Source organism: Limnohabitans sp. (genome assembly GCF_044373035.1).
Taxonomy (GTDB): domain Bacteria; phylum Pseudomonadota; class Gammaproteobacteria; order Burkholderiales; family Burkholderiaceae_C; genus Limnohabitans_A.
On the sequence record NZ_JBILQU010000108.1, the window covers coordinates 1 to 8,816 of the forward strand.

Here is an 8,816-nt window from a genome sequence, read left to right on the forward strand (position 1 = left end):
AGGCTTTTTGAGCCGTGGTGTGGCGTGCGCCGTAGTAGGTGTAGGCCGTGACCTGGATGCCGGTCTTGGCGCGAAATTCGTTGACCATTTCCTGAAAAATTGGGCTTTTGGAGTAGGCGATCAAATGTGCATCATCCCGAAAGATGAAGGGGTAGTAGGCGATGCCAAACCGTGGGTAATTGCGCGCCGCAAACGAAGAGCCGCTGATGATCATGTCCACCGTGCCCAGGGTCAGGCCCTGGTTGATGTCGGTCTCTTTGCCCAGTGTGGAGGCCGGAAAGACCTGGATGTCGAACTTGCCGTTGCTGCGCTTTTTGATCTCTTCGGCGGCCCACACCGATTCGGTGTGGTACGGCTCTGATGTCTCGTAGACGTGGGCCCATTTCAGCTTTTGCTGGGCCATGGCGCCAGCGCTGACCAGCAGCGTGCCCAGGGCCATGGTGCCGACGGCGGCCAGGGTTTTCAGTGTGAATCGTTTGCTCATCTTGGTCTCCTCATTGGGGGTTGAAATTTGCTGACGCGGGAACAGAAAAACCACCCTAACGGGCGGGTGCGCGGCGCCAGCTCGCGCTGTATCTTTTGTGGGCTTGCTTCAGGTGCTTTTGCATGGCTTTACGGGCCGCGCTGCTGTCGCGCGCCTCGATAGCGTGCATCACTTCTTGGTGTTCTGCAATGGCGGTTTGCCATGAGACGGGGTGTTCAAAATAATCACCCAGCCGTTCAAACAAGGGCCCGTTACGGGCCATCCAGTAGCGCTGCACCGTGTCCAGCAGCACGCTGTTGCCGCAGGCTTGGGCGATGGCTTCGTGAAACGCTTCATCGCCTTGGCGAGGCACTTCATCCCGCGCGGCTTCGAGCTTCATTTGTTGCAGTCCGCTCTTGATGGCTTTGAGGTCGCCCTTTTGGGCATTGGCGGCAGCAAGTGCCGCGACTTCGGCCTCGACCAAAATGCGGGCGCTCATGACCTCCAGAGGCCCCCAGTTAGCAGGGGTGTTGTCGTCTAACTCTGCCGCGGACGCTGTCGACTTGGCCGCTGAGTTTTGCCGCACATAAATGCCAGACCCCGTGCGCACCTCGATCATGCCCTCCACTTCCAGCGCGATCAGGGCTTCGCGCACCGAAGGGCGGCTCACGCCCAGTTGCAGCGCCAGATCGCGCTCGGCCGGCAAGCGCGAGCCCAGCGCAAACTCGCCCGATGCCATCAGCTGCCGAAGCTGCTCGGCAATTTGGCGGTAAAGGCGCTGCGGGGCAACGGTATGCAAGGGCATGGGGAATCAGGGATAACGTGAATTGGACAAGTGGTCAGACCAGTTGCACAATCATCACATGATCAAAAGCCATTGCAACTCCGCACAAACCCGCATGGCGGCTGTCACGCAAACGACGCACGGTGCGGTGCAGATGTCTCATGCTGCAAGGCCTTGAAACCCTGGCAGCTGCAGGTGCCGCTGCCGGCAGCTGATTTTGTTTCGCCTGTTTTTTTTCCTTCCTTGCTGCCCCACATGAACCCCGTCACCATTGACCGCATGAGCCTTCGGCAAGTCAATTTGCCACCCAAGGTCTTGCGCACCGACGCCATCCAGTCCTTTGTGACGCAAGAAACGATTTTGCTCACGCTGCATTGCAGCGACGGCATCGCGGCCACGGGCTATGCCTACACGATTGGTACCGGTGGCTCTTCGGTCATGGCCTTGCTCAAGGACCACCTGGCGCCGCGCCTGATCGGTCGCAACCCGGTCTTGGTCGAGGCCATCTGGAAAGACCTGTTTTTTCACACCCATGCCACCGCTGTAGGGGCCATGACCAGTTTGGCGCTGGCGTGTGTGGACACCGCCTTGTGGGACTGGCGTGCGCAAAGCCAGGGTTTGCCTTTGTGGCAGTTGCTGGGCGGGGCGCAGCCGCGTGTGCCGCTCTACACCACCGAAGGTGGCTGGCTGCATTTGTCGCCCCAGGCGCTGGTGGACCAAACGCTGGAGGCGAAAGCGCAAGGCTTCAAGGGCGCGAAGATCAAGATTGGCCGCCCCCATGTGAGCGAAGACGTGGCGCGCCTGAGTGCGGTGCGCGACGCGGTGGGGCCCGGCTTTGAGTTGATGACCGATGCCAACCAGGGCTTCAACCGCGCCGAGGCCGTGCGCCGTGCGCGGGCGTTCGATGGTTTGGGTTTGGCGTGGATGGAAGAGCCCTTGCCCGCCGAAGACGTGTCGGGCCACCGCCAGTTGCGCGAGCACACCACCATCCCCGTGGCGGTGGGTGAGTCCATGTACCACCCAATGCAGTTTCGCGAATATTTGGAGCAGGGCGCTTGTTCGATTGTTCAGCCCGATGTGGCGCGCATCGGCGGTATCACGCCCTGGATCAAAACCGCGCATTTGGCCGAAACCTTTGACGTGGCGGTGTGCCCGCACTTTTTGATGGAGTTGCATGTGAGCCTGTGCGCCGCCGTGCCCAACGCCACGTGGGTCGAATACATTCCGCAGCTCGACGACATCACCACCTCGCGCATGCAGGTGCAGGGTGGTTATGCCCTGCCGCCCAACACCTCCGGACTGGGCATCGCCTGGGACTGGACGGCCATCACCGCAAGACAAATCACCCAACTGGAGATCAAAGCACCATGAGACTCAAAGGAAAAATTGCACTCGTCACCGCCGCCGGGCAAGGCATTGGCCATGCGGCGGCATTGGCCATGGCCGCTGAGGGTGCAACGGTCTATGCGACCGATGTGAACGCCGAGCTGCTCAAGTCTTACCAAGGCGTGGCGAATGTGCACACCGCCGTTCTGAACGTGCTCGACAAAAAAGCGATTGCCGCCCAAGTGGCCAGCCTGCCGCGCATCGACATCATCTTCAACTGCGCAGGCTTTGTGCACAACGGCAACATCGAACTGGCCACTGACGAGGATTGGGACTTTGCCTTCAACCTGAACGTGCGATCGCAGTTCTGGATGATCCAGGCGGCCATCCCCAAAATGCTGGCGCAGTTCGAAAAAGACGGCCAGGGTGGCAGCATCATCAACATGGCCAGCGTGTGCTCCAGCGTTCGCGGCCTGCCCAACCGTTTCATCTATGGCGCGAGCAAAGCCGCTGTCATTGGTTTGACCAAAAGCGTGGCGGCCGATTATGTGCGCAAGGGCATTCGCTGCAATTGCATTTGCCCCGGCACGGTGGACACACCCTCGCTGCAAGACCGCATCAACAGCTATGCCGACCCGGTGCAGGCGCGCCAGGATTTCATCAACCGCCAGCCCATGGGCCGTTTGGCCCAAGCGCACGAGATCGCGCCCATCGTCACCTTCCTCGCATCCGATGAATCCATCTTCGCCACCGGTAATGCCTACATGGTCGACGGTGGCATGACCATTTGAACCCCCCACTTCAACCGCAGAAAGACACACATGAACTTGCTCGACATGAAAGGCCGCCATGCGGTCATCACCGGTGGCGCCACCGGTCTGGGTTATGCCATCGCACAGCGCATGCTGGCCTCGGGTGCACGGGTCACCATCTGGGACCGCGATGTGGCGGGCATGACCCAAGCGGGCGAGCAACTTCGCAAGGGCCAGCTGGGTGCGGTGGTCAACACCGTGCAGGTCGATGTGGCCGACCACGCCTCGGTGGTGCAAGCCACCGCGCAGACCACGGCCCTGGCAGGCGTGGATGTGCTGGTCAACAGCGCGGGCATCACCGGCCCCAACGTCAAAGTCTGGGACTACCCGGTGGACGCCTGGAAGCAGGTGTTCGATGTGAACGTGCATGGCTTGTTCCATTGCTGCCGCGAACTCAGCGCCCACATGAAGTCGCGCAACTACGGGCGCATCGTCAACATCGCCTCGGTCGCGGGCAAAGACGGCAACCCCAACGCCAGCGCTTACAGCGCGAGCAAGGCCGCCGTGATTGGTCTGACCAAATCGCTGGGCAAAGAGTTGGCCGACACCGGCGTGCGCGTCAACTGTGTCACCCCGGCGGCTGTGAAGACGGCGATTTTTGATCAAATGACGCCCGAGCACATCCAGTTCATGCTCTCCAAGATTCCGATGGCCCGCTTTGGCGAGCCCGAAGAAGTCGCCGCGATGGTGACCTGGCTGAGCACCGAAGAATGTTCCTTCTCCACCGGCGCGGTCTTTGACCTGTCTGGCGGCCGCTCCACTTATTGATTGTTTTGAAAACTGAAAGGCAACTATGAAACTCGTTCGCTATGGCCAACCCGGCAAAGAAAAACCCGGCCTGATCGACGCCGATGGCCGCTTGCGCGACTTGAGCGGTGTGGTCAAAGACATCTCGCCCGACCAACTCAACGACAAGGCCCTGGCCAAGTTGGCCAAAGTCAAGACCGACAAGCTGCCCCTGGTGCGTGGCAAAAAGCGCTTCGGCACGCCCATCTCGTACACCAGCAAGTTCATCGCCATCGGCCTGAACTATGCCGACCACGCGGCCGAGTCGAACATGCCCATTCCCAAAGAACCGATCGTGTTCACCAAGGCCATCTCGTGCATCCAGGGTGCCGACGACGACGTGATGTTGCCCAAGGGCTCCAAGAAGTCCGACTGGGAAGTCGAGCTGGGCATCGTGATCGGCACCCGTACCCGTTATGTGACCCAAAAAGACGCGATCAGCCATGTGGCCGGCTATTGCGTGGTCAACGACGTGAGCGAGCGTGAATACCAGCTCGAGCGCGGCGCCACCTGGGACAAGGGCAAGGGTTGCGACACCTTCGGCCCCGTGGGCCCTTGGTTGGTCACGCGTGACGAAGTGCCCAACCCGCAAGCCCTGGGCATGTGGCTCGATGTCAACGGCGTGCGTTTTCAAACTGGCAACACCAAGACCATGATCTTTGGCGTGGCCAAACTCGTCAGCTACGTCAGCCAGTTCATGACCCTCGAGCCAGGCGATATCATCACCACCGGCACACCGCCGGGCGTGGGCATGGGCGTCAAGGTCGACGGCAAGTCTGCCCCTGTTTACCTCAAGCGTGGCGACGTGATGCGTCTGGGCATTGATGGTTTGGGCGAGCAAACCCAAAAGGTGGTGGCTTTCAAGCTCTGAGACACTGGCCAGGCGCATGGCCTGGGCCTTGCGGCCCGGCCATGCGTCCGCCCTTTTGATGGGCTGCATGTCAGCGTGCGCCCAGCACCGGTTCGCTGGGTCATTGGGATGGCCAATCGAAACCTCTACACTTGGGGCCTATGCCTGAGCCCACATTCCCCCTCCAAACCGCCCCCCCAAACGCACCTGTTCAAACAGTCGCCATTTCACTGGACGACCGCAGTTACGACATCCAGATTGGCCAAGGCCTGCTGAGCCGCCCTGAAGCCTGGGCCGGTTTGCCCAAGGCGCAGACCGCGATGATCGTGACCAACGACACGATTGCCCCGCTGTACGAAGCCGCGTTGCGCAGCGCCATGGCCCCGCACTACAAAAAAGTGCACACCGTGGTGCTGCCCGATGGTGAGGCGCACAAAGACTGGCCAACCCTGAACCTGATTTTTGACGCGCTGCTGGGCCACGGTTGCGACCGCAAAACCGTGCTGTTTGCCTTGGGCGGCGGTGTGGTGGGCGACATGACGGGCTTTGCTGCCGCCAGCTACATGCGCGGCGTGCCTTTTGTGCAGGTGCCGACCACGCTTTTGTCGCAGGTCGACTCGTCGGTGGGCGGCAAAACCGCCATCAACCACCCGCTGGGCAAAAACATGATCGGTGCTTTCTACCAGCCCGTGCGGGTGGTGTGCGACCTGAACACGCTGGCCAGCTTGCCCCCGCGCGAGCTGAGCGCGGGCCTGGCCGAAGTCATCAAATACGGCCCGATTGCCGACATGGCTTTCCTGGATTGGATTGAGGCGAACATCGACGCCTTGATGGCGCAAGACCTGGCGGCGCTGGCGCACGCTGTTCAGCGCAGCTGCGAGATCAAGGCTTGGGTGGTGGGGCAGGACGAGCGCGAAGCGGGCCTGCGCGCCATCCTCAACTTTGGCCACACTTTTGGTCACGCCATCGAGGCGGGTTTGGGCTTTGGCGTGTGGCTGCACGGCGAAGCCGTGGGCTGCGGCATGGTCATGGCGGCCGAGCTGTCGCAGCGTTTGGGCAAGGTCGATGCCGCTTTTGTGGCGCGCCTGCGCGCCATCATCGAGCGTGCGGGATTGCCGGTGCGCGGCCCGGTGATTGATGCGGCCGACAACGCAGGCCATTACATCGAACACATGCGGTTGGACAAGAAAGCCATTGGCGGCGATATCCAGTTTGTGGTGATCGACGGGCCTGGCAAAGCCGCTGTTTGCGGCGCGCCTGATGCGATGGTGCGCGAGGTGATCAACGCCTGCTGCGCTTGATGGCCATGTACGCCGAGTCCCTTGCGTCCTCGATCGGTTCGCAGTCCAGCCTGTCTGCCTTGGCCTGCGACCCGGCGCAAACCCGGGGGCGACGGTTTGCTGAAGCCCCAGCGCCCACGCGCAATGCTTTTCAACGTGACCGCGACCGCATCGTGCACTCCACCGCATTCAGACGGCTGGTTTACAAAACGCAAGTCTTTCTGAACCACGAGGGCGATTTGTTCCGCACGCGGCTGACGCACTCGCTCGAAGTCGCCCAGTTGGGCCGTTCGATTGCAAGGGCCTTGGGCCTGAACGAGGATTTGGTGGAAGCCATTGCGCTGGCGCACGACCTGGGCCACACGCCTTTCGGACACGCCGGGCAGGACACGTTGAATGAGTGCATGGCCGAGCACGGTGGCTTTGAACACAACCTGCAAAGCCTGCGCGTGGTTGACCAACTGGAAGAACGCTACCCCGCGTTTGACGGCCTGAACCTGAGCTTTGAAACCCGTGAGGGGGTGCTCAAACACTGCTCGCGGGCCAATGCCGAGCGGCTGGAGCGGGTCGAGCCCGGTGGCGTGGGGCGGCGCTTCATTGACCGCACCCAACCCAGCCTGGAGGCGCAGCTGTGCAACCTGGCCGATGCGATTGCTTACAACGCGCACGACATCGACGACGGTGTGCGCTCGGGTCTGATCGGCATTGAACAACTGCTGCAGGTGGAACTGTTTGCGCACTACCACCAGCAGACGTTAGACGAGTATCCGTATTTGTCTGAAAAGCCCCGACGCGTTCTGTACGAAACCATCCGCCGCATGCTGAGCGACCAGGTGTACGACGTGATCGACACCACGCGGCAGGCTGTGGCTCAGGCGGGTGTGCTCACGCTGGCCGAAGCCCGTTTGGCCGGGCCGTTGGTGGCTTTCAGCTCTGGGATGAAAACACGCAGCGGCGAACTCAAAAAGTTTTTGTTCGCTCAGCTCTACCGCCACCCGCAAGTCATGCACACCACCGGGCAGGCGCAGCAGGTGGTGCGCGAGTTGTTTGCTGCCTACGTGAGTCAACCAGCGGAAATGCCCGCCGACTTCGCCGCCAACGCCAACCTGCACCGCTCGGTGGCCGACTACATTGCCGGCATGACCGACCGCTTTGCCCTGCGCGAACATGAGCGCCTGACGGGGCGCAAGTTGCTGTGAGTTCTTTGCCAGCTCAACGCGCCGCTTGGATCGTCGTGCTGGCCGGGGGTGTGGCGGCCTTGCAGGTGGGCAAACTGCCGCCCGCTTTGCCCGCGCTGCAGGCCGAGCTGGGCCTGACGCTGGTGCAGTCCGGTTTCCTCTTGTCCATGGTGCAACTCGCTGGCATGAGTCTGGCGGTGTTCATGGGCCTGCTGGCCGACGGCATGGGCCTGCGGCGCAGCATGGTGCGCGGCCTGTGCCTGCTGGCGCTGGCCAGCGGCTTGGGTGCATTCGCCACCTCTGTCACTGCATTGCTGGCGCTGCGGGCCATCGAAGGCCTGGGCTTTTTGCTGGTGGCGCTGCCTGCACCGGCCTTGATTCGCCGCCTGGTGCCGCCTGCGCAACTGCCCGGCATGCTGGGCGTGTGGGGCGCGTACATGCCGACCGGCACGGCGTTGGCGCTGCTGGTCGGGCCGCTGTTCATTCCGGCCTGGGGGTGGAGTGCGTGGTGGGGTTTGTTTGCGGGGGTGTCGCTGGCCATGGCGGCGGCTTTGCTGCGCGCGGTGCCCGCCGATTCGGTGGCCGCACACCCACGGCCAACGCATGGCGTGGGCCTGGGGGCCTGGCAGCGTTTGCGCAGCACCTTGGGCGCGCGCGGCCCCTGGCTGGTGGCGCTCACCTTTGGCATGTATTCCGGGCAATGGCTGGCGGTGGTCGGGTTTTTGCCGTCCATTTATGCCGCCGCCGGCGTGAGCGGGGCGCTGCTGGGCGTGCTCACGGCGCTGGCGGCTGCGGTGAACATCGCGGGCAACATGGCGTCTGGCCGATTGTTGCAGCGTGGCTGGCAACCCAGGTCCACCTTGTGGTTGGGCTTTGGCGCGATGGCCCTGGGCAGCACCGTGGCCTTTGCCGCTGTGACCGAGGGATGGCCTTGGTTGCGTTTTGCCGGGGTGCTGTTGTTCTCGGGCATGGGCGGGCTGGTGCCGGGCACGCTGTTCAGCCTGGCGGTGCGCCTGGCCCCGGGTGAGCAGCAAGTGGCCACCACCGTGGGCTGGGTGCAGCAACTCTCGGCGCTGGGCCAGTTTGTGGGGCCGCCCGTGGTGGCCGCCTTGGCGGCGCACGCGGGCGGCTGGCATCTCACCCCGCTGGTCACGGTGGGCTGTTGTGCGGTGGGAGCGGTGCTGGCTTGGGAGGCTGGGCGCTTGCTCTCGCAGGCACAATCTCGCCCATGACCGACTTGAACACCCCCGAAATTGCCGACACCGTGCGCTGGCTTGAGCGCGCCGTGATTGGCCTGAACCTGTGCCCCTTTGCCAAAGCCCCACACGTCAAGGGCC

Annotated in this window: 10 protein-coding genes; 8 read left to right on the top strand and 2 right to left on the bottom strand. The window is 62.6% G+C overall.

Going from position 1 to position 8,816, the window contains the following annotated elements:
* Both dctP and ACIQ47_RS13140 read right to left on the bottom strand, forming a co-directional pair.
* Positions 1-484 (bottom strand): TRAP transporter substrate-binding protein DctP (gene dctP, locus ACIQ47_RS13135; protein WP_396438547.1); only part of this gene is annotated, 484 nt, incomplete at its 3' end.
* Positions 485-539: 55 nt separating this feature from the next.
* The gene (locus ACIQ47_RS13140) at positions 540-1,268 is read right to left on the bottom strand and encodes a FadR/GntR family transcriptional regulator (protein WP_396438548.1); all 729 of its coding nucleotides are present in this window, start codon (positions 1,266-1,268) and stop codon (positions 540-542) included.
* A 234-nt stretch (positions 1,269-1,502) separates the two neighbouring features.
* On the opposite strand from ACIQ47_RS13140, the gene ACIQ47_RS13145 reads away from it, so the two are divergent.
* The 8 genes from ACIQ47_RS13145 to ACIQ47_RS13180 all read left to right on the top strand — a co-directional run.
* Positions 1,503-2,618: a mandelate racemase/muconate lactonizing enzyme family protein gene (locus ACIQ47_RS13145; RefSeq protein ID WP_396438549.1), complete on the top strand. Its 1,116-nt coding sequence runs from the start codon at positions 1,503-1,505 to the stop codon at positions 2,616-2,618.
* Positions 2,615-3,364 carry an SDR family oxidoreductase gene (locus tag ACIQ47_RS13150; protein WP_396438550.1) on the top strand — a complete coding sequence of 250 codons (750 nt, stop codon included), beginning with the start codon at positions 2,615-2,617 and terminating at the stop codon, positions 3,362-3,364. The genes ACIQ47_RS13145 and ACIQ47_RS13150 overlap by 4 nt, the downstream gene beginning before the upstream one ends.
* A 30-nt stretch (positions 3,365-3,394) precedes the next feature.
* Complete coding sequence (locus ACIQ47_RS13155) at positions 3,395-4,153, top strand: SDR family NAD(P)-dependent oxidoreductase (protein WP_396438551.1); 759 nt, start codon at positions 3,395-3,397, stop codon at positions 4,151-4,153.
* Between the two features lie 25 nt (positions 4,154-4,178).
* Entirely contained in the window at positions 4,179-5,042 is an 864-nt protein-coding gene (locus ACIQ47_RS13160; RefSeq protein WP_396438552.1) for a fumarylacetoacetate hydrolase family protein, read from the top strand.
* A 140-nt stretch (positions 5,043-5,182) separates the two neighbouring features.
* Positions 5,183-6,322 (top strand): 3-dehydroquinate synthase, encoded by a 1,140-nt coding sequence (aroB, locus tag ACIQ47_RS13165; protein ID WP_396438553.1) that lies wholly within the window; start codon positions 5,183-5,185, stop codon positions 6,320-6,322.
* 5 nt (positions 6,323-6,327) lie between these two features.
* Positions 6,328-7,500, top strand: coding sequence for a deoxyguanosinetriphosphate triphosphohydrolase (locus ACIQ47_RS13170; RefSeq protein ID WP_396438554.1), 1,173 nt, complete (start codon positions 6,328-6,330; stop codon positions 7,498-7,500).
* Entirely contained in the window at positions 7,497-8,711 is a 1,215-nt protein-coding gene (locus tag ACIQ47_RS13175) for a CynX/NimT family MFS transporter (RefSeq protein ID WP_396438555.1), read from the top strand. The genes ACIQ47_RS13170 and ACIQ47_RS13175 overlap by 4 nt, the downstream gene beginning before the upstream one ends.
* A partial coding sequence (locus ACIQ47_RS13180) for a DUF1415 family protein (RefSeq protein WP_396438556.1) occupies positions 8,708-8,816 on the top strand: 109 nt, incomplete at its 3' end. The genes ACIQ47_RS13175 and ACIQ47_RS13180, both read left to right, overlap by 4 nt.